We start from the raw sequence: 20940 nt of genomic DNA, 5'->3' as shown, positions 1-20940 counted from the left end.
TATGTCGGTGACATTATTAGCCCGTAAAAAGATTCAAGCACTCGTGCCCTACCAAAGCGCACGTCGCATTGGTGGCAGTGGCGAAGTATGGCTAAACGCCAACGAAAGCCCAGACGTGAGCGATTTTAGCTACGAAGGTGACGAGTTAAATCGCTACCCTGAGTTTCAACCAGCAGCGCTTATTAACGGTTATGCCGCCTACGCAGGCGTAGAGCCAAATCAAGTGCTGGCCAGTCGCGGCGCAGATGAAGCCATCGAAGTATTGATTCGCGCCTTTTGCGAACCCAACGAAGATAGCATTGTTATCTGTGCGCCGACTTACGGCATGTACTCGGTAAGTGCCGAGACTATTGGTGTAGAAGTTAAAACTGTTGAACTCGATGCTAACTTTGACCCAGACTACACAGCACTTGCGCAAGTGAATAGCAAAATCATTTTCTTATGTGCCCCAAACAACCCCACCGGCAATATGCTTGATCAAGCCAAGCTGTGTGAACTGTTAAGTGGCCAAAAAGACAAAGCGCTAGTCGTGGTAGATGAAGCTTATATTGAGTTTTGTGAAGAGCAAAGCGTGGTTAAGCTACTGAGCGATTACGACAACCTAGTGATTACTCGTACTTTGTCTAAAGCCTTTGCCTTAGCCGGTTTACGTTGTGGCTTTACCGTTGCAGGCACCGAAGTGATTGAGGTAATGAGCAAGGTAATTGCACCCTACCCAATCGCCCGACCGGTTGCCGAAATTGCCGCAAAAGCGCTAACCCAAGATGGTTTGAAAATTATGCGCGAGCGCGTAGCAAAACTAAACGCCATTCGCAGCCAAGCGGTCGAAGATTTACGCAAACTTAACATTGTGCAAGAGATCTTCCCGGCTACCGGCAACTACATTTTGGTACGTTTCGATGAATCAGCCCGTGTATTCAAAACATTGGGCGAACAAGGCATTGTGTTGCGAGATTTTGCCAACAAACCGCGATTAGAAAACTGCATTCGCATTAGTATTGGTAACCAGCAAGAAGTGGCCGCCACTGTATCAGCAATTCAAGGATTGGAGCGAACTTAAGTGAGCCAAGTAAAACAGAAAATCTTATTTATCGACCGTGATGGCACCATGATCGACGAACCTATCACCGACAAACAGGTAGATAGTGTAGAGAAAGTAAAACTAGAGCCACAAGTGATCCCAGTGTTGCTTAAGCTACAAGCTAATGGCTACCGCTTAGTGATGGTGACGAACCAGGATGGTTTAGGCACCGACAGCTTTCCAGAAGCTGATTTTCAACTAGCACAAAATTACATGATGGATATCTTCGAATCACAAGGCGTGAAGTTTGACGACGTGCTGGTTTGCCCACATTTCGATGAAGATAACTGCAGCTGCCGTAAGCCAAAGCTTGGCCTGGTTAAAGACTACCTAAAAAGCGGCGTGATTGATTTTGCCAACTCTTACGTGATTGGCGATCGCCATACCGATATGCAGTTAGCCGACAACATGGGGCTTGAAGGCCTACAATACCAACGCGATGGTCTTAACTGGATAGCGATTGAAAAGCAGCTTACTCAACTTGGTCGCAAAGCCAAGGTTGAGCGCAATACAAAAGAAACCCAAATTAGCATCGCTGTTGATTTAGACAATGCCGGCGGCAGCCAAATTGATACTGGCTTGGGCTTTTTTGACCACATGCTGGACCAAATTGCTACCCACGGCGGTTTTCAACTTAACTGTAAAGTAGTAGGCGATTATCATATCGACGACCACCACAGCGTAGAAGACACCGCCATCGCCCTTGGCCAAGCACTTAAAGAAGCACTTGGTGATAAACGTGGCATTGGCCGTTTTGGCTTTGTATTGCCTATGGACGAATGCCTAGCCCAATGCGCTCTAGATTTAAGCGGCCGTGCTCACCTAGAGTTTAAAGCCGACTTTACTCGCGACAACATTGGTGATTTTGCCACAGAAATGGTGATTCACTTCTTCCGTTCGTTAAGCGATGCCATGGCCTGTACCCTGCACCTAGAAACCACCGGTAAAAATACTCACCACATGGTAGAAGCCCTGTTTAAAGTATTTGGCCGCGCGCTTGGTCAAGCCATTGTTAAATCTGGCGATGCCATGCCTAGCAGTAAAGGCACACTATAAGCCCAGTGCTTTAAAGGATAAGAGCAACCATGAACGTAATTATTGATACAGGATGTGCCAACTTATCTTCGGTAAAATTTGCCGTAGAACGTTTAGGCTTTCCGGTAACAGTGAGCCGCGATCCACAAGTGATATTAGCGGCTGATAAACTGTTTTTGCCCGGTGTAGGTACCGCAACCGAAGCGATGAAAAACCTTGCCGACCGCGAGCTTATCGACTTAGTTAAACAAGTTAAGAAGCCGCTACTAGGCATCTGTTTAGGCATGCAAATGCTGGCTGAATTCTCTATCGAAGGCGGCGCCAAGCAAGCAGAACAGCCAGTACCCTGTTTAGGCTTAGTACCTGGAACCGTTAGCCTAATGCAACCGCAAGATGGCCAACGCTTACCTCACATGGGATGGAACCAAATTCAACCTACAGCGGGTCACCCACTGTTTAAAGGCATTGAAGCCGGCAGTTACTTCTACTTTGTACATAGCTACGCCCTACCGGTAAACGCCGCTACTATCGCCGAGTGTGATTATGGTAATGCCTTTACCGCAGCAGTAAACAAAGACAACTTTTACGGGGTGCAATTTCACCCAGAACGTAGCGGCCAAGCCGGTGCGCAACTCATCAAAAACTTCTTGGAGATGTAACATGATCATTCCTGCTTTAGATTTAATCGACGGAAAGATTGTGCGTTTGTTCCAAGGTGATTACGCACAAAAAACCATTTATGGTGACGACCCACAAGCGCAGTTTTCTGATTACCACAGCCAAGGTGCTGATTGGTTACACTTGGTTGATTTAGACGGCGCAAAAGATACCAGCGCTCGCCAACTCGACGTTATCGCCCAGCTACTGAAAAACACCCCAGCTAAAATTCAAATTGGTGGCGGCGTGCGCAGCGAGCAAGATGTAAAAGACTTACTCGACGCAGGCGCAGAGCGCGTAGTAATTGGCTCTACTGCAGTAAAACAACCAGAAGTGGTTGCCAAGTGGATGGAAAAATACGGCGCCGAGCACATTGTACTGGCGCTTGATATTAACATCGACGAGCAAGGCAATAAGGTAGTAGCAGTATCTGGCTGGCAAGAAGACAGCGGCGTAACCATTGAAGAGCTAGTGGCTATTTACGCCCCGGTTGGTCTTAAGCACGTATTGTGTACCGACATTTCTAAAGATGGCACGCTAGAGGGCTCAAACGTAAGTTTGTATCGCGAGCTATGTGCGCAATACCCAAATATTCACTGGCAAAGCTCTGGCGGCATTGGCGATTTAAACGACATTGCAGCGCTTACCGATACCGGCGTAGCTGGCGTAATTGTTGGCCGCGCATTGTTAGAAGGTAAATTCAACGTAGAGCAAGCCATCGCCTGCTGGCAGCAAGGAGGCAACAATGCTAGCTAAACGAATTGTTCCTTGCCTAGACGTAAAAGACGGCATGGTAGTAAAAGGCGTTAAGTTTCGTAACCACGAAATTATTGGCGACATTGTTCCGCTAGCCAAACGCTACGCTGAAGAAGGCGCAGACGAACTAGTTTTTTACGATATCACTGCCAGCTCAGACGAGCGCGTAGTAGATAAAAGCTGGGTAAGCCGCGTAGCCGAGGTTATCGATATTCCCTTTTGTGTTGCCGGTGGTATTAAGACCATTGAAGATGCCAATCGCACTTTGCAAAACGGTGCCGACAAAATCTCTATCAACTCCCCTGCTTTAGCCGATCCAAATTTAATTACTAAGTTAGCCGACAAATTTGGCGTGCAGTGTATCGTGGTAGGCATTGATTCTTACTACTGCGACGAAACCCAACAATACCAAGTTAAACAGTTTACTGGCGACGAAAAGCGCACTGTAACGACTGCTTGGAACACCTTTGATTGGGTGAAAGAAGTGCAAGCTCGTGGCGCAGGTGAGATAGTACTAAACGTAATGAACCAAGACGGCGTGCGCCAAGGTTACGATTTAGAACAGTTAAGCAAAGTGCGCGAGATTTGTAATGTGCCTTTAATTGCCTCTGGCGGCGCAGGCGAAATGCAGCACTTTAAAGACGCCTTTAAAATTTCCGACGTAGACGGCGCATTGGCGGCTAGCGTATTCCATAAAAGCATTATTGATATTGGCGAATTGAAGCAATATCTCAAACAACAAGAGGTGGCAATTCGACTATGAGCCAGTTTGAAGAACTAAACCAAAAGATTAACTGGGACAAAGTCGAAGGCTTAATCCCTGCCGTTGTTCAAAACGACCACAGTGGCCAAGTGCTAATGCTAGGTTATATGAACAGTGACGCGCTGGCTAAAACCTTAGATACCAAGCAAGTAACCTTCTTTAGCCGCACTAAGCAGCGTTTATGGACCAAAGGTGAAACCTCAGGCAACGTGCTAAAGCTTAAAGGCATTACGCTTGATTGTGACCAAGATACGCTACTAGTAGCGGTTGACCCTATTGGACCAACTTGCCACCTTGGTAACCCAAGCTGCTTCGACGGCCACCAAGAACCAAAGCTGACCTTTATCTCTCAACTACAAGCGGTATTGGCCGAGCGTAAGCTAGCTGACCCAGAAGAAAGCTACACCGCTAGCCTATTCGCCCGTGGCACCAAGCGCATTTGCCAAAAAGTAGGCGAAGAAGGCGTAGAGGTTGCGCTAGCGGCCATGGCTAACGACCGCGAAGAGTTAGTGAATGAAAGCTCAGACTTGTTGTATCACCTACTGGTATTGCTAGAAAAACAAGAAGTGGGTTTTGACGAAGTAGTAGCTTGTTTGCAGGCAAGGCATAAATAAGGCTTAACACCTTCTAACCAAATAAAAGCCAGCGTAATGCTGGTTTTTTTGTTTCATCTAAAGCCTAGAAAAGTTGGTGAGGGTAACCTTTAGTTGTCTATAAAAGTGGGGCTAAAAGGCGTTATTAATGGCTTTTCGGCCAGTTTAATTTCACTCTGCCCCCAATTATTTCTTTTCTTTACAGTGCTTAAGTGCTGATGCACCTACCGTTTTCCTCCATCAAACACCTCTAAGCCCGTTAAATCGATCACGATATGCCTAAAGCGGCCACAACTGGGCGGTCGACAATTCACATCCACTAATACTGCGACCAAGGCGTCCTGTGGTTATGCAATTGCTAAATAGAAATTCAGTAATGGCCCATCGCAGGTTTAAGGCCTTGTTGTATTGTTTCCAGTTGACGATGTTGATTTTTTATTTACTAATGACACTACCTGGCAGTTGTGGTTTAACGATTAACTCGCTGAAAGGTGAAAAGGTGAAAAGGTGAAAAGGTGAAAAGGTGAAAAGGTGAAAAGGTTCGATTATAAGTTTACCTGCCTTTGAAAACCATCAAAGCAGAGACCTAGGTTACAAAAATACATTCTGAACAGTAGTACTGCCAAAATCAATGTCTCCACAATCCCAACAATATATTCTTTTTACAAAAAGTTTGGTATCACCACACTTTAGTGATAAATTTAATTTTAAACTATTCAATGAGATTTAATAAAATGAAAAAAATAATTTCAAATTTTTGTTGGCTGTTAACACTATTGATTTTCACATTATCGGTAGAATCAGCAGAAATAGCTCGCTATAAGCTTGATGGGAGTCCAGCGGATTCTGGCCCTAACGTAATGAATGGTAGGTTATATGGCAACGTTAATCCAACAACAGACCGACATGGAAACACTAATAGTGCAATGAGATTTAATGGTGGTCTTATTCAAGTTGATCTATTCAGAAATCATGATTTTGGTAACCAATTAACTATTTCATTTTGGATGCGCCGTACTTCATCTAGTAACTATATGGGAATCATCAACAATGGGCACTCAGCGAAGTCATTTGATATACGCATGGGAAGAGAAAATGGCGGAACGTTTTTATTTGCTAATTCTCAATGGGGTAGTGGAAATTTAGGCGTAAGCTCTAGAAATTTTATCAATATAGGTAGCTGGCACCATGTAGCTATTGTTTTCAATGATGGCCTTGCAAGGTTATATATTGATGGACAAAAACTTCACGAAAACTTTATACCACCCAGCAGCTTAAGCGTTTTTAATACCCCTCTAACTATAGGCTCCAACGGAAACGGCTTAGGTCATGAACCTTTTAAAGGTTCGCTAGATGACATTTGGATGTTTGATGAAGCTTTGTCCGATACAGATATATTCGCATTAGCACAAGGTACATACCAACCCACAATGCAAGTTAAGTTAGAGTTGGTTTCCAATCAAACCGATATTCCCCCCTCAGGAGGCTCGATTACTTATAATGCTGAGATTACAAATAACATCGACAACGATACGACAGATTTCATTAAATGGGCTGTACTAACACTTCCTAATGGACAGGATTACCCTATACTCTCTCCAGAAGCTATAAATATCGCAATAAATGATACAACTCACTATCAAAATCAAACAGGGAATATTCCTTCTTGGTTCCCTCCAGGACAATATACCTACCGTTTTTATGTTGCAGACCCTGCAAAACCAAACGGAAACATCCTTAATTCCTATGTGACATTTAAAAAGCTTTAAGATAACATTTGCTTTTATAATCGAACACTTTTAGGCAAAGTAAATATTAAAGAGGAGGACCTCCTCTTTAATTAATTTAAACCCCCAATTATAAAATAAAATATCAAAGCACTCGATAATTTCACTCTATAAACGAGACACTTTCACAACCAACAGGTCGAAACCTGAAGACGACTAAGATACTAAGTTATTTTTTCAGCCTTGTATCTCACCAAAATATTAACCCAGCGGTCTGATTTTAAAGAATATGCCAATAACTAGTTTAAAGATTAGGAAGTGATAAAAACGACTAACAATTTTACAACCAATATTTTTAAATATTAGATAAATTACGCGCAGTCTACATTAACTGATAACTCGATGTTCAGCATGATGCCAGAAGTTATAAAATTGCTCTTTTTAACCCTGTTTGTCACACCTACACCCGTCTAACATATGTCCGTGTTCACAACCTTAGAGCTCACACACTCAAACATTAACCAACGCTAAATGTTAGATGATAGGCATGATTTTTCTTATAATGCCGCTACAAAGAACAGGCGCTATATCACCTATAGTTACATGGCTTAAGTGGATGTGTTCGTTAAGCCACCATAAATTGAAAATTAAAGAGAAATTATCATGAGATACCTCCCTCCTTACCCTAACTGTGAATCAGCCTATTTACTCATTCGCATTTAATTCTCGGTATTTCACTCGTAACAAAAAGCCGCGCTGGAGGGCCAACTCCAGCGCGGCTTCTAGGTATCTAAGAAGAATAATCGTTAAATCGCCGAACCTTGCTGCTCAACGCCTGCTTCAGAATTTATACGTTGTACCACTGCTAGCCCCTTTTCCAAGGCTTCAGTGCGGCTATCTACGATATGCTCTTCATCTATCCAATCGCGGATTTGGATTTTCTCTAACTGGTACATGGTTTGCTCGTTAGGGCTGTAAAGGAACACTTCACAGCCAGCATCTAAGGCATCTCGCATGGCATTTTCCAGCGCTAAAGCTACGGTTACGTCAATCATCGGTACCGCACTAAGGTCTAGCACCATTACTTTGTATTGCTCTACCGCTGCGTGTTGCCTGGCAATGGCTTTTGATACACCAAAAATCATTGGCCCTGATAGATAGAAAAACAGGAGCTGGCCCTTGGCTTGGTCTAATAATTGGCGTTCTGAATCCTCAAGTGGCACTCCGTCGTCTGCATCGGATATCGCCTTAACGTTTTTCTCCTGAACCCGACTCAACTTTTCAATAGTGATAACGTTGGCGAGAAATACCCCAATTCCTACTGCGTAAATCAAATCAACAAACACGGTAAGAAACAGCACCCCATACATGATGAAAGTGGGAACCAAAGATACCCGGTGGGCCCGTTTGATAAAGCTCCAATCAAGAATATTAAGGCCAACATACATCGCAATACCCGCCAGCACCGCCAGCGGAATAGGCTGGGTAAGGGGTGCTAACCACAACACAACTAGCAGCAAGATTATCGCCCGCACAATACCAGATAGCGGAGAGCTGCCTCCTACTTGAACGTTAACCACGGTTCCCATGGTAGCGCCTGCGCCAGGCAAGCCGCCAAACAAACCTGAAACTGTATTTGCTATGCCCTGCCCCATTAACTCGCGGTTAGAGTCGTGCTCTTTACGGGTTAAGCTATCGGCAATTACCGCGGTTAGTAGGGTATCAATACAACCAAGCGTGCCTAGTACTAAGGCATCTACCAGCATCTCGCTAAGAAGGCCCCACGAAAAGGTAGGCCAAATTATCGATGGCAAACCGCTTGGGATCTCACCAATACGGCGAATGCCGTCATCACTAAATAGCAGCATTGACACCAAAGTAACCGCCACCAGCGCAACCAACTGCGGTGGGATTATTTTTTTGTATTTGTTAGGCATGAACAAGAGTGCGCCTAAGGTCATCAGCCCCAGAAGGAACTCGCCGAAGTGCATATTACGAATGAGATCGGGAATAGCCTGCAGGGTTCCCAAGGCTCCACCAGCGGGAGTAGACTGCCCTAAAAAAGGTGCTAGCTGAAGGATTACCAGAATGACACCCACGCCAGACATAAAGCCAGAGATAACACTATAAGGCATCAAGGTAATGTATTTGCCCAGCTTGAGCGCGCCGAGGGCGATTTGAAATACCCCAGCCATCATCACCACGGTAAATGCCATGGCAGGCCCATTTTCTGGGTGTTTGGCTATCATGGTGGTCAGTACCGCCGCCATAACTACCGTCATCGGGCCGGTTGGCTCCGAAATTAAGGTACGCGAACCACCAAATAATGCGGCAAATAAGCCAACTAAAATGGCACCCCAAAGACCCGCTTGAGGCCCTGCTCCCGATGCAACACCAAATGCCAGGGCCATTGGCAGTGAGACAATTGCCGTGGTAACACCACCAAACAAATCGCCCTTTATGTTCATTGCGTCAAACTTACCCTTAACCAAACCGCTACTCCTTTTGCTTGGACGCCCCAATTGTATTGAATTCTTTTAGAATTAAAACACTGAATGTAGTGCGGTTATTAGATATTTTTTGTGCCGCATTCACACTCAGGCTAGCCAAATACAATTTTAAGCAGCTTAGGCAGCCAATGGAATTGCTAACTGAACTGCATAGTTAGGCTTAGCATACTGCTTGTGCGTCATTCATTGTTGGCTTAACTAGCCAACAATATTGGTAACGTATGTAAGTGATTTTGCCATTCACTTATTTTGACTTAATACTGAAATTCGCTCATTTAGTCAGTTAAAACCAGCATCAATCTTGGTTAAGCGCTAGTCGGCAGAGACAATCTTCCTTATAATAGCGCTACAAAAAGTAGGTGTTATGCACCTAGTGTTACTTTGGCTCAATGAACACATTCGCTGAGCCACCATAAATTGAAGATTAAAGAGAAATTACCATGAGCGATCTCCCTCCTTGCCCTAACTGTGAATCTGCCTATGTTTATGAAGATGGTTCACTACTTATTTGCCCAGAATGCGCTCATGAGTGGAATCCAAACGAAGTTGTTGTAGACCCAGATGCAATTGTATTGAAAGACGCTGTGGGCAACTTATTGGCTGAAGACGATAAAGTTACTCTGATTAAAGATTTGAAAGTGAAAGGTTCATCTTTAGTATTAAAAGTCGGCACTAAAGCAGTCATTAAACGCTTTGTTGATTCTGACCACGACATTGACTGTAAAGTAGATGGCCACGGCCACATGATGCTTAAATCTAAGTTTGTTAGAAAACAAAGCTAGTTGATGTAAGCACTATCGCTAAATTAAAAACCTGCACCAGCAGGTTTTTTTATACCCTTTAGCCACACAAGATTAAGGAACACGCTTTGGCGATCAATAAAGTACTGTGTTTTGGTGACTCTAATACTTGGGGTTACTCGCCTATTACCGGCCAACGTTTGCCAGCAGATTCTCGTTGGCCGGGCCTGATGGCAACTTTACTTGGAGAGGATTATAAAATTATTGAAGCCGGACAACCAGGCAGAACCACCTATCCCAATTCACCAGACTTTGGTTTAAGCAGCGGTATAGAAGCTTTATTACAGGAGGCCAGTAAACACCAGCCAGAGTGGTTGCTGTTGATGTTAGGCACTAACGATTTATACCCGGCTTTTCACTTATCTGCAGAGCAAATAAGTGACAACCTTGAGCGAATGATTGTTGAGCTAGGTGAGCACTGTGTAAACCAAGGAATAATAAGCCCAAAAGTGTTGTTACTTGCTCCACCAGCAATAGACGAAACAGGCCGCTTTGGTCAGCATTTTAGGGGCTCGCAAGTTAAGTCTCAGCAACTAGTTGGCTTACTCGAAGCCAAAGCGAATAAACTTAGCTGTGCATTTTTTGATGTAAACAGCATTATTAAACTTAATCAGCAAGACGGCGTTCATTTAAGCCCTGAGCAACATAAGCAACTTGCTGAAGCGCTTGCGCTAAAACTGACGTTACTGTGCGAATGAACGTAATTAATAAGCCTCATGCAGAGGTTTTTAGTCTTTCAAACCAAAATGCTTCGGCAGCTTGTGTGGTGCCCATTGTTGCCAACGATACAAAGCCTCTATAAAAAAGTAATCGCCAAAAATAGTACCTACCTCTGGCTCGCCCCATTTTTCCGAACCTTTCAACAAAATACTTTGGTAGTTATTGTCCATCGCTAAGTATTTCGGAGTAGAAAGTGACGCTAGCATTTGCTGCGCGTCGTTTAAGTACTTTTCTTGTTGGGTAATCTTATAAAGCTCTATTAGTGCTGATGCCACAATCGCAGTAGCCGAACTATCTCTTGGATTATCTTCATCTAGAGGGGCGTCAAAGTCTGAATAGGGAACCAAATCTTGGGTTTGCTGCTTCGTGGCTTCAATAAAGTATTCATAAGACTTGATTGAGCGCTCTAACATCCGGTCTAAACCCGTGTAACGATAATACATGGCATAAGCATAAACCGACCACGCTTGGCCTCGTGACCAGGTTGATTCAGTTTTCCAGCCTTGATGGGTTCTTTTCTTAACAACCTCGCCACTAGGGCCGTAACTCACTACATGGTAAGTACTGCCATTTTCTCTTACGCCGTGTTCCCAGGTTTTATCGGCATGAGAGATCGCCATGTTGGTGAACTCGGACTTGTTGGCATGCTTGCCTACCCAAAGCACCAACTCCATATTCATTAACTGATCAATATTGACTTCAAAAGGTAGCCGAGTGGGATTACTGATCCCTTGCCGCCACGAGCGAAACGCCCCGATATCATGGTTGTAACGCTGTTTCACTAAGGTAGAGGCACCATCTATTAATACTTGTTTGTAATCTTCGCTAGCCTCTTCACCCATGGTGTAACCTAAACCAAAACTGTTAAAAATTTGAAAGCCAGTATCATTATCGGTGGCATAAGCGCGAGACCTTACACCCTCTGTCCAGTGCTTCGCATACTGCTGCCATTGTCTGTCATCACTTAGTGCATTTAGATACCAAAAGATGCCCGGTATAAAGCCACTACACCAGTTTTTAGAATACTCATGCTGCCATTTTCCCGCCTCATTGGTATAAGCCGTAAACTCATGTTTGTTATTGTTTAATGCCTGAGTTGCTAGCTGTTCAGATTTACTTTCTATAAGCGCCATCAAGTTATGAGCCGGCGCTTGGCTAGCCACCGCCTGCGCGTTCACAGACAACATGCTTACGGCTAAACCAGCGACAACAGTGTTTTTAAGATTGGCCAGGTCAAAAGAAGAAAGGGGCATTGTTACCTCATGATTTGGTGCGGTGATAAAGTGAAGTTAATCAAACAAATAGTTGCCAGCAGTCCATGGCCCTCGCGTAGTGGCAACGCAAGAGCTAACCAAGTTCAGGCTTCATTTAGGCTCAGCCGCTGAATACTCAAGCTTGTAAAAATGCGCTTCACTCATGCCATGGGTAAACTGGTTGTATACGCCGGCCTTAAAGTAACTTAACAGGTGACGCCAGTAGTCAATGTCATGCTTAACAAGGTTGGTGCCATCTACGTCAAGCGATAGGGTTTTGTTGCCCACGGTAATATCAAAAGCAGTAGTTTTGCCTGTCGGCGCCTTACCTAAGTCAATCTGGCTATAGGCCACGTTTGGCTTACACATATTTTTGTCTTTGTTTTTCTTGCCAAAAGATCCTTTGCAAATGACTGCATTGTTTTTGATGATTGCCCAAAAATGACCTTTCACGCCATTGGCATCACGCTTCCATACCACCCTCAATAAGGGGTGTGGCACATTGTGCGTACCTTCATCATCTAGGCCTTTGTTATGCACTTGTAGGAAGGTAATCTCATCTTGCTTTGAATCTGAGTTTTTCATTGACGCTTCGGGGTCGATCATCTCTACATCTGCGCGTAATGTGTAAAAGTGATCGGGTAAATCAGTACGGAAGTTTTTATGTACGCGAACTTCATTTCGTAAGTGGTCGTTCTTCATTTTGAAGACCAGCGCTTCGCTTGTTTTATCTACATAAAAATAAGGACTCACGATGCCACTAAAATCTCCGTCTAGCGCAAAGTACTCCTTGTTACCTTTCTTGCCTTCCGCATCTGAAATTTGCAGCTCAGATTCGCTTAATACATGTTGAAACTGAGGGTAATTAACCGGTTCGCCCAAGCTAGCGTTGTTATCAGAAAACTGAACATTGGCTGAGGCCAATGTGGAAACAGCAAGTAACGCCGATAAAGCAAGTAGGTGGTTTTTCATAATCCCTCAAATTTGTATTATTATAACTCTAATAATATTTAGCACATTCGAAAAACAATAAAAGCCACTTAACACGATTGTGTGCACTAAGGCTCAAAAGTGATTCGGTAGATGTAATTCGATGAGTAATTAGCAAGATAAAGGCTTAATTGGTATTGAAGAGAACTTTAGGTTTGGTGCTGAACATTCTCGATATTATTTTCACCTGTTTAGTTTCTGACATTAAACGTTAGAATAAACTCTTAAGCGGCAAGCCGCCCTTTTCTCTCAGCCTCTCCGATAGGACAATTTATGCTGTTTGTATGCTCCGATATTCATGGCGATTTTAACGCTTTGCAACTCACCCTCGCCGCTTTTAATCGCAGCGGTGCCTCGCACTTTATTTGCTTAGGTGATGTGCTTAATCATGGGCCGCGTAACCCAGTACCTAAGCACTACGCACCTTTAAAAGTGGCTGAAGCGCTAAATACGATAGCTGAACGAATTATTGCCGTAAGGGGAAATTGCGACAGCGAGGTTGACCAAGCCTTATGCAAGTTTCCAATAATGGCAGAATACAATCAGTTACTGCTCGATTCGCGTAAAGTGTTCTTATGCCATGGTCATACTTTTGGGCCAAGTCATCTTCCGCCGTTGGCTGCGGGTGACATATTGGTGAGCGGCCATAGCCACATTCCTCAGGCAAATTTAGAAGGACAGCATTATCTGCTTAACCCCGGCTCAGTGGCTATTCCTCGCCAAGATTGGCCTGCCAGCTATGCACTGATTACCGAACAGCAATTACAAGTACTTAAATTAGACGATCACTCCCCGTTAGTGAGCTGCACCTTAGATTAACCGAGGTTTAACCTGGATTGCGTTCCGCTCTCATTATTGTTCACGCGTAACAACGGTGTGTATTTTCAGATTCACAAGTCACCGAATTTGTTTTTGCTAAGTTTACGATAACGGTAATTTTGGTGTCGATGATTACCTATCGCTTGCGTCTGTTTTTGGTTGTTAAAGGTTTAACGAGTAAAGCATGCTAAACTCGCGCATCTTTTGCTGTAGCCATGCGCTCTGGTTTACAGCTTATCTCTACAGTATTTGGATTAAGTCATGTCAGATAAGTTCTTTTTTAAAGGTCGCCAAGACGCCCGCCAAAGCCACATAAAATATGGTTACGAAACCAAAGCCCGACCAATAGCTGGCAGCAAAAAACACCCATTAACCTTAGTGGTTACCAGTGAAGCACGTAAGCAAGAAGTCATACTATTGGTGGAAGACGCTGAACTATTTGCCAACATTACTGTTGATACTAGCGAAGGAGCTGAAGAGTCGATTACTGAGCTAAACGCAATCATGAGCAAAACAGCCCCCGTAACCATAGAAAAAGTGCCTGCGCGTAACGAACCTTGCCCCTGTGGCAGCACCAAAAAATACAAAAAGTGTTGTGGATAGCTACAGCTTATCAACGTGGATACTTCGGTGCTGAGCTCAAGCTCATAGCACCGTGTTCACCAAGCTCTATGGCTAATGTCACGAACATTACCCCACTAAACATCTAGCGCTCTCATTAAACTCCCTATTTATAAACCATTCTTTGGCTGTATTTTCTACCTGCACACCACTGTGTCTCAGCGAACGCTTTAGCCTAAACACCAACAAAAGTCATACAATTAATGTATTACTTAAACACATACAGCTAGATTCGAAGGCCAAGCTCGCCCCAGACACGTCGAAAAAATGGCGCTGCAATAGTTACTCGTTATTAACGGCTTCGCTTAGTTAGGTGCTTAATTAAAACTTTTGTTAAAAACTAACATTCGCATTTAGATAGAGAAATTAACTCGCGCTTAATGCCTGTTGATTAATCCTAGTACTCCATAGGTTCGTTCTGCTGAACTTCCTAATCCATCAATTACCTTTATCAGCTAAGTGTCATGGCATGTCTTAAGCAGTCACACCTTAAAGTGTGAAATACAGCAAGGATTAAAAATGAAATAGTAAAAATCAGCCTGGTAATGTTAATAATTGCCAACACCGTCAATAAAAATAATACAATAATATATTAACTTTCTACCTGTTCACGAAAACTCCGCCTAAGAGTTACATTTAACTAACAGGGAACTATCATGAAAAAAATTTACATCGCTGGTGCTATTGCCGCCTTATTTGCAGGTACCGCCAGCGCAGCAGTTGCGCCTACAGACTATCAATTAGAATTAATGTCTAAATTGGATGCCTCTAAAGCACCCGCGCAAAACTTTGAAATGAGAAAGTGGAAAATTAACCTACCTTACCCAGACACTAAACCTGAGCGTGAAGGTAAAACCATGGAAGTGTATGCAGCTCAATTGGCTGATGCGGAAAACCCGTTTTCACATCCTGAATGGTTCTATACCAATGCCGAAACAGGCGCAATGGTATTTAAAGTGCCTAACGAGGCAGTCACCACACCAAATAGTAAAAATGCGCGTAGTGAATTACGCGCAATGTTAAATGTTAACTTGCCTACCGGTTACAAAGACCCTAGCACCAACTTTGTAGTGGCCGCTCACGATAATGCTGCTGCATATGGTTCTATTGGTGGGCGCATGAGCGCAGCCTTAAGTGTTGACCATGTAAGTTTAAGTGGTAACGACGCCAAAATGGGTGCTCACTCGGTGGTAATTGGTCAAATTCACGGCTCCAAAAACGAGCCTTTGAAAATCTTCTTCCGCAAAATGCCAAATCACGAACATGGTTCGTTATTTTGGAACTACGAAATTAACCCGAAAGATAAAAAAGACCGTTTCGATATCCCTCACAACATTTTCGGTCAATACAATTTAACCAAAACTGATAAAGACCCGGTTGGCGGCATTAAGCTTGGTGAATTGTTTGCTTACAATGTCGACATTGTAGATAACATAATGAACCTTACTTTCACCAAAAATCCTGGTGAGCTCAATGAGCAAGCAGTTACGTACAAAGTAAACCTTGCACAACCAAATTCAGCCTCGGAACTTGATACTAGCTACGCACAAGATTGGATGTACTTTAAAGCCGGTGCTTACAACCAATGTAATGTTAAACCTAAAACCAATACTTGGAGCTCGGGCTGCAGTAACAATGGCTTAGATGCGGGTGATTACACACAAGTCAGCTTCTACAAACTTAACCTTATTCAATAAGGCTAAATAACAGGATGATTCAATAGATAAACTGAAGCCCTTAGCATGAAAATGCCAAGGGCTTTTTTGATCACAAATAAAAGCGACAACACTCAAACTTTCATCAATAATCGAACTACAAAAAACTTAGTGCAGATGTCGCTTAAACAAAGCAATACTAATCGGACTCTCGCTACGCCCGATTAGTATTATGCTTAGCAGCTCACTGATCGATTGGAATAACCAGCAGATCTATTGATACGTTGTTTACCAGCTCATGATGTTTTGAGGCTAAGCGATGCCAGAACCCATTATCATGACCACAAACGATTAAGTCTGCCCCTACCTCTGCCACTGTTTCATCTAAACTAGCACTTAAATCACCTTGCATAACAAACTGATTCTCGATGGGATAATTGGTATCCACCACCAAGGCGTTAAGCTTGTTCGCAAACTCTTTTAGGCTAGGATGCATCGGTTCAATAGCGGCTAGATCAAGATCGATTAGCCCACTGAATGCTGAATCGTTGGCGCTTTCATCAACAAAAATCAGTGACACTTTGGCATCGAGTGGTTTTGCTAGGAGGGTAACTTTGTCGATTATTCGTCTGCTGTTTTCAGAGAGGTCGACGGCGACTAAAATGTGACGATAGCTCATGACGTGCTCCTCGTAATTTATTTAATCACTTTAAGTTTAGCAGCAGAAATGCGCCCTAGACGGACTTGGCGCACATGCCAAGGGATTATTTAAAGCTAACTTGCGCTTGGTCATTATTTGGGCTTAATAACCTTCTTAGCCGCTGATGTTAGGCCTGCTACCACCAGCCTTTTCACGACTAACCGTTCATGTAGTTAAGTTTTCAGCCTCCATCAAAAAAAGCCAGCGTAATGCTGGCTTTGGTTTATGTCGTTATGGAACATTTAGACCGCTGAGTACAGGTAAAAAAATAGTGGCAACGTAAAAAGTGTCGGTGCTAGCGAATCAAAAATCGCAATGGTTATCCCTTTTTCGGGCGCTAGCTCTGCCCCCTAAACTGTGAGCTAGCTTTAAATATCTTGATGAAAAGTAAGTATTTTCAAGATTATTTCAGGGCTTTTCTTGAAGGTGCTTACTTACATAAAATCTGGCTTGCTGTAGCATTTTAACTTTACCAGTCACTCCTCGTTTCATTAATGAGTTACCAAGAGAGCTATTTTATGACCAAGCCAAGGATGTCTAGATTACTCGTTGCCCAACTGTTACTAGTGGTGGCTGCTGCGCCATTTGCGCAAGCATCTAACTGTGAGTACACAGTGATAAAAGAATGGAATAATGGTTTTCAAGCCCAGGTTACAATAAGTAATACCAGCCGATCTGCTATTAATGGTTGGGTGGTGAACTGGCAATATGACAGCTCCACTGTTACTTCTAGCTGGAACACCAATTTAAGCGGCGCAAAACCTTATACTGCTTCTAACCTTTCTTGGAATGGCGATATTGCACCAGGGCAGTCGGTAACTTTTGGTCTTCAAGGAAGCACTAGCGGAAACAAAGCCGAACAAGTTCTCATTAGCGGTGAGGTATGTAATTCCCAAGCTGGCGGAGGCACCGAACCAGCCATTACCGCAATAGATGCCGCTGCGGCCATGGGGACCGGTTTTAATCTTGGCCAAATGTTTGATAACCAGCAACACCCCGCTACTTTCGCTGAAGCTTCGAGAAAAATTGATGCCTACTATCAGCAAGGTTTTAGAAACGTACGCATTCCTATTAGCTGGACCATAGACATTAATGGTTCAAGCATCGCAGATAACAATGGAAACATCGACCTCAACAACAGTCGCCTTAAAGAGATAGTTAAAACTGTAGACCACGCATTGTCATACGGTGATATGTACGTAGTGATTAATGCTCACCACGAAGCGACAATTAAAGACAATAACAACTATCAAATGCTTGAAACGCTGTGGCAAGACATTAGTCAGCTGTTTCAAAATCGCAGCAACCGCCTGGTGTTTCAAGTTCTTAACGAACCACATTTCACCAATGGTAACTCCATGCTGCCCTCTAACCTTCGCCATATGACGGGGCTAGCTTACAATAAGATTCGCCAAGTAAACCCGAATCGCATTGTAGTGATAGGCGGTAACCAATGGTTCGCGGCCAATGAAATGGCTCGCACATGGCCAAACCTAGATCAAGTCGGCGGTGGTAGCGATCCATACGTAATGGCAGCCTTCCACCATTACAACCCCTGGTCGTTTCATGGCGAAGGTAACTTAAAAACCAACTGGTCAGAAAGCGATATTAAAGTGCCGATTGATACGATGAAAAGCTGGGCAAATGGCGTTGGGCAAGGTATGCCGATTTACATTAGCGAATGGGGTACCAATTGGAACAAGTTTAAAAACCAAATGGATTGCAACAATATCCGTGCTTGGTATGAGGCCCTTGATTACAAGTACGCTCGCGCTGAAGGCATTCCTACATCGGTGTGGGATGATGGCGGCTGGTTTAAAATTTATGATCACCATACCAACAGCTACAACAATAACCTTTATCAGTGCATCATCAATGGCTCTTGCGAGTACAGCCTGCAAGACAGTAGCCGCTTTAACTCGGCCTGCCAATAAGCCATTAGCCCCAACACAAGAATGTTTTGGGGCTAAAACCTTGCCTTATAAATCATACAAATCACCTCTTTAGCTCAATTCACAAACTACTTTGGCAAAGTACAATAAGCGTTTTCCAATAGCCAGTTTGATGCACGCAAAACCAGACCGTATTACCGCGATGAAGAATATTATTGTTCAGGTAAAAAGAGAGTTTCCTCTCTATGAAGAAGACACTTTTGTATGTGGCACGGCCAATAACTGCATTGGTTGCCCTAAAAAGCTCTTAGAGCGGGTTGACTCTGAACTCAGTTATTGGGAGCACGCCATGAAGCGCGGTGTTCAGCCAAAATTTGATGAAATCCGACGCTTCGGCAAACTATGTAAAAATGTAAAACGAGGCTTGGTACGTATCCAAATTAATTCGGCTTAACCGCGATAGCCTATGCTGAATACCCCACCCTCAGTGGTAGAGTTATAACCTACGCCCAGCACAAAGTGGCGAGTTAAGGCATAACGAAAGCCCACTTCTCCGCCCCAGTTTTTATCGGTATCGGTATGCCATTCAGGCTCGCAATCGGTGCAATATTGAGTGATGCCATCGGTGTATTCAGTGGTATTTTCTAGCAGTACCCCACCACCATATAAACTCAAATCATTGGTGAGGCTATAGCTAACACCCAAGCGCAGCATGGTGAGTTCGCGGTTCCCCTCAGCGGGAGCAGCTAAACCAAGATCATCTTCTTTAGACCTAGCAACACCGAGGTAGTATCCCCAGCGAGGATATTGTTTATCGTAGTGATTTACCGCCACAGTAAGGCCAATCATTGGCTGAACAGCGTCTTGATAATCTAAAAAAGCGGCCGCCCAAGGGTAATTAGCTGGGTTTTCTTGGTTATTCTCTACTGCAATCGCAGCACTAGTGGAGCAAGCCGATACTAGAGCAACAAGCTTGAGGGTTAAAGCTCTGGAGATAAGCACTACAATTATTACCTTTTAAAATCATTACCTCCATGTAAGCGTTAAATTTCAGCATATACTCTCAGGATAGCCGCTATATTGGAACTGCTAAATCTATCAACTAGCCATTCTTTAGATTATCTTGCTAGCAAGTTCACCTTTTAATGAGCTAATCCAGTGATAAGCGTTTAAACATCAAGCAGAAAACTAAAAATTTTGAACGATTTTTTGTTAATTAGTTTTAGCATAAGCTATTGATTAAATTGCTTACTTGACTATGCTGAGAACATAAATCTTCTCGAGGGCGTGTTTATGTTCCAGCTTACTGGCCGCAAGGTTATTATTTTCTTTTTAGTCTTCTTTATTATCAATTACATCATCGCGGTTATTTGGAGCAGCGAACCTGAGCGAGTAAATGTAAAAGAATATGTGCAGGAGCAGGCCTTAGCAAATGGTGAAGAAGTAGTAACAGGTTACGCCACCACTACCGCACTAATGTTTGTAGCTGAAACCCTACTCAATAAACCTGGTGGTTATTTAAGTAACGACAAAATGCTACCTAGTGTATTAATGGATAACATGCCAAGTTGGGAATTAGGTGCGTTAAACCAAGTACGCGATTTATCGCTAATTATGCGTAAAGACTTCAGCCGCTCTCAAGCGCAATCAGTTGAACACGCACAGCTTAAAATAGCCCAACCCAAATTTAATATTGACCATACTAGCTGGCAATTACCCAGTGCCGAGCGGGAATACCAAGATGCAATAGACGCCTTATTGATTTATCGCACGCAGTTGGCCGACCCCACTGACCCTAATGCCCAGTTTTACGCCCGTGCCGACAACTTAGTGACGTGGTTAGGCGAAGTGCAATCTCGCCTTGGTAGTATGTCGCAAAAGCTTTCTGCATCGGTTGGCCGAGAGCGAATCAATACTAGCCTAGCGGGCTCTGAAGGCGCTGCTCAGTCTACCTTTACACCAACAGAATCGATGGTGAAAACATCGTGGTGGAAAATAGATGATGTGTTTTATGAAGCACGCGGCGAAGCATGGGCGTTATTGCATTTTTTCCAAGCCGTAGAAGTAGACTTTAAAGGCGTATTAGAAAAGAAAAATGCCACGGTTGCGGTTCGCCAAATCGTTCGCGAATTGGAAGCCACTCAAGAAACCGTATGGAGCCCAATGATTCTAAACGGTACCGGTTTTGGCTTAATGGCTAATCATTCTTTGGTTATGGCAAATTATGTGTCTCGCGCCAACGCAGCGATTATTAATCTGAACAATCTACTCACTAAAGGTTAAGCCCTCCTCAACAGCCACATAAAAGCAGCGTTGATTCGCTGCTTTTGTCCATTTACACTAAATTCACTTTGAATAAGGAATGTAA

General features: G+C 43.6%; 20 protein-coding genes. 15 read left to right on the top strand and 5 right to left on the bottom strand.

Features of this window, described 5'->3' with window-relative positions; all coding sequences use genetic code 11:
• Window position 1 precedes the first annotated feature (1 nt).
• The 7 genes from hisC to Q4592_RS11285 all read left to right on the top strand — a co-directional run bounded on the left by hisC (window position 2) and on the right by Q4592_RS11285 (window position 6654).
• Complete coding sequence (gene hisC, locus Q4592_RS11315) at window positions 2-1060, top strand: histidinol-phosphate transaminase (RefSeq protein ID WP_303512980.1); 1059 nt, start codon at window positions 2-4, stop codon at window positions 1058-1060.
• Complete coding sequence (gene hisB / locus Q4592_RS11310; protein WP_303512978.1) at window positions 1061-2137, top strand: bifunctional histidinol-phosphatase/imidazoleglycerol-phosphate dehydratase HisB; 1077 nt, start codon at window positions 1061-1063, stop codon at window positions 2135-2137.
• A 29-nt stretch (window positions 2138-2166) separates the two neighbouring features.
• Entirely contained in the window at window positions 2167-2775 is a 609-nt protein-coding gene (hisH, locus tag Q4592_RS11305) for an imidazole glycerol phosphate synthase subunit HisH (RefSeq protein WP_303512976.1), read from the top strand.
• Between the two features lies 1 nt (window position 2776).
• Window positions 2777-3529: a 1-(5-phosphoribosyl)-5-[(5-phosphoribosylamino)methylideneamino]imidazole-4-carboxamide isomerase gene (gene hisA, locus Q4592_RS11300; protein WP_303512975.1), complete on the top strand. Its 753-nt coding sequence runs from the start codon at window positions 2777-2779 to the stop codon at window positions 3527-3529.
• Window positions 3519-4292, top strand: a complete 774-nt coding sequence (gene hisF / locus Q4592_RS11295) for an imidazole glycerol phosphate synthase subunit HisF (RefSeq protein ID WP_303512972.1) — start codon at window positions 3519-3521, stop codon at window positions 4290-4292. Before hisA ends, hisF begins: the two co-directional genes overlap by 11 nt.
• Complete coding sequence (gene hisIE / locus Q4592_RS11290; protein ID WP_303512971.1) at window positions 4289-4906, top strand: bifunctional phosphoribosyl-AMP cyclohydrolase/phosphoribosyl-ATP diphosphatase HisIE; 618 nt, start codon at window positions 4289-4291, stop codon at window positions 4904-4906. Before hisF ends, hisIE begins: the two co-directional genes overlap by 4 nt.
• Before the next feature lie 713 nt (window positions 4907-5619).
• Window positions 5620-6654, top strand: coding sequence for a LamG domain-containing protein (locus Q4592_RS11285; RefSeq protein ID WP_303512970.1), 1035 nt, complete (start codon window positions 5620-5622; stop codon window positions 6652-6654).
• 764 nt (window positions 6655-7418) lie between these two features.
• On the opposite strand, the gene Q4592_RS11280 is transcribed toward Q4592_RS11285, so the two are convergent.
• A complete protein-coding gene (locus Q4592_RS11280; protein WP_303513051.1) occupies window positions 7419-9080 on the bottom strand; it encodes a SulP family inorganic anion transporter in 1662 nt (553 codons plus the stop codon).
• A gap of 482 nt (window positions 9081-9562) precedes the next feature.
• Between Q4592_RS11280 and Q4592_RS11275 the strand changes: the two genes are divergently transcribed.
• Window positions 9563-9904 (top strand): zinc ribbon domain-containing protein YjdM, encoded by a 342-nt coding sequence (locus Q4592_RS11275; protein WP_137674616.1) that lies wholly within the window; start codon window positions 9563-9565, stop codon window positions 9902-9904.
• A gap of 86 nt (window positions 9905-9990) precedes the next feature.
• Window positions 9991-10620, top strand: coding sequence for a GDSL-type esterase/lipase family protein (locus Q4592_RS11270; protein ID WP_303512965.1), 630 nt, complete (start codon window positions 9991-9993; stop codon window positions 10618-10620).
• Between the two features lie 30 nt (window positions 10621-10650).
• Here the strand turns inward: Q4592_RS11270 and Q4592_RS11265 are convergent, their stop codons facing one another.
• On the bottom strand, window positions 10651-11895 hold the full coding sequence (locus tag Q4592_RS11265; RefSeq protein WP_303512963.1) for a glycoside hydrolase family 88 protein: 1245 nt from the start codon (window positions 11893-11895) through the stop codon (window positions 10651-10653).
• Between the two features lie 111 nt (window positions 11896-12006).
• Complete coding sequence (locus Q4592_RS11260; protein ID WP_303512960.1) at window positions 12007-12867, bottom strand: polysaccharide lyase family 7 protein; 861 nt, start codon at window positions 12865-12867, stop codon at window positions 12007-12009.
• Window positions 12868-13158: 291 nt separating this feature from the next.
• Between Q4592_RS11260 and yfcE the strand changes: the two genes are divergently transcribed.
• The 3 genes from yfcE to Q4592_RS11245 all read left to right on the top strand — a co-directional run bounded on the left by yfcE (window position 13159) and on the right by Q4592_RS11245 (window position 16022).
• Window positions 13159-13704 (top strand): phosphodiesterase, encoded by a 546-nt coding sequence (yfcE, locus tag Q4592_RS11255; protein ID WP_303512957.1) that lies wholly within the window; start codon window positions 13159-13161, stop codon window positions 13702-13704.
• Window positions 13705-13965: 261 nt separating this feature from the next.
• Window positions 13966-14307 carry a PBPRA1643 family SWIM/SEC-C metal-binding motif protein gene (locus tag Q4592_RS11250; RefSeq protein WP_303512955.1) on the top strand — a complete coding sequence of 114 codons (342 nt, stop codon included), beginning with the start codon at window positions 13966-13968 and terminating at the stop codon, window positions 14305-14307.
• A gap of 674 nt (window positions 14308-14981) precedes the next feature.
• Window positions 14982-16022, top strand: coding sequence for a polysaccharide lyase family 7 protein (locus Q4592_RS11245; protein WP_303512953.1), 1041 nt, complete (start codon window positions 14982-14984; stop codon window positions 16020-16022).
• A gap of 202 nt (window positions 16023-16224) precedes the next feature.
• Here the strand turns inward: Q4592_RS11245 and Q4592_RS11240 are convergent, their stop codons facing one another.
• A complete protein-coding gene (locus tag Q4592_RS11240; protein ID WP_303512950.1) occupies window positions 16225-16659 on the bottom strand; it encodes a universal stress protein in 435 nt (144 codons plus the stop codon).
• Between the two features lie 539 nt (window positions 16660-17198).
• Between Q4592_RS11240 and Q4592_RS11235 the strand changes: the two genes are divergently transcribed.
• Window positions 17199-18614, top strand: a complete 1416-nt coding sequence (locus tag Q4592_RS11235; RefSeq protein ID WP_303512946.1) for a cellulase family glycosylhydrolase — start codon at window positions 17199-17201, stop codon at window positions 18612-18614.
• Window positions 18615-18744: 130 nt separating this feature from the next.
• On the top strand, window positions 18745-19026 hold the full coding sequence (locus tag Q4592_RS11230) for a hypothetical protein (protein ID WP_303512943.1): 282 nt from the start codon (window positions 18745-18747) through the stop codon (window positions 19024-19026).
• Here Q4592_RS11230 and Q4592_RS11225 read toward each other — a convergent pair.
• Entirely contained in the window at window positions 19023-19574 is a 552-nt protein-coding gene (locus Q4592_RS11225; protein ID WP_303512941.1) for an outer membrane beta-barrel protein, read from the bottom strand. The two genes, Q4592_RS11230 and Q4592_RS11225, sit on opposite strands and share 4 nt — an antisense overlap.
• A 291-nt stretch (window positions 19575-19865) precedes the next feature.
• Here Q4592_RS11225 and Q4592_RS11220 point away from each other — a divergent pair, with 291 nt between their 5' ends.
• Window positions 19866-20855, top strand: a complete 990-nt coding sequence (locus Q4592_RS11220) for a DUF2333 family protein (protein ID WP_303512939.1) — start codon at window positions 19866-19868, stop codon at window positions 20853-20855.
• Window positions 20856-20940 lie beyond the last annotated feature (85 nt).

Origin of the sequence: Agarivorans sp. 1_MG-2023, from assembly GCF_030548385.1 — a bacterium.
Taxonomy (GTDB): domain Bacteria; phylum Pseudomonadota; class Gammaproteobacteria; order Enterobacterales; family Celerinatantimonadaceae; genus Agarivorans.
Note: the sequence above shows the minus strand (reverse complement) of the source record. Positions and strands in the feature narration are given on the sequence as shown.